We start from the raw sequence: 620 nt of genomic DNA on the forward strand, positions 1-620 counted from the left end.
GGTGTAAGTCTTGTGTTTCTTGCTCATGGTAAACTCCTGATGAGTGTGTTTAGTTTACCAAGTTAAAACCTCCTGTTTTTTCAGCACACATCAATTTGTGCCTTTTATATCTTTGCTATTCTTAAAATTATGATATTCAATATAAATTTTAAGATAATCCAAAAATAGAGATTTAATATCCCAGAATGGTAACAAGTCAGGTAAGAAATACTTTTCGTTCAAAATACGTTTGAGGTTTGTCGAAAAATTGGGGAATTGTGTCCATTCTTCATAACTTTTGATGTTTTCCCAAAATATGCAATAAAGTTCTTCAAATATTGATGTTAGTTCATCTGGTTGAAGTAAATGGTTTAACAAAAATATATCTTCATCCACTAATTGCCTTGTTTGACAATATCCCATTACATGGTTGAGTAACTGTCTGCCAAAGACAATTATCTCTACTTCAATCTTGATTTGCTCAATAGGTAGTGACTTTCTTTCTTTATATTTTTCAGTTAGCAGGTTGACCAGTTGCCTCAATATTACATCCCTAATACGTATTAACTCGTTATACAGATTTGGGAAAGTTGCTTGAAACTCTCTTGCTTTTACAGCTTGCTTTACTAATTTTTGCATTA

General features: G+C 31.6%; 1 pseudogene. It reads right to left on the minus strand.

Going from position 1 to position 620, the window contains the following annotated elements:
- Window positions 1-90: 90 nt before the first annotated feature.
- Window positions 91-620, minus strand: a pseudogene (locus F909_RS10580) (hypothetical protein); the annotation flags it as partial.

The organism is Acinetobacter sp. ANC 3929 (assembly GCF_000369405.1).
Classification (GTDB): Bacteria; Pseudomonadota; Gammaproteobacteria; order Pseudomonadales; family Moraxellaceae; genus Acinetobacter.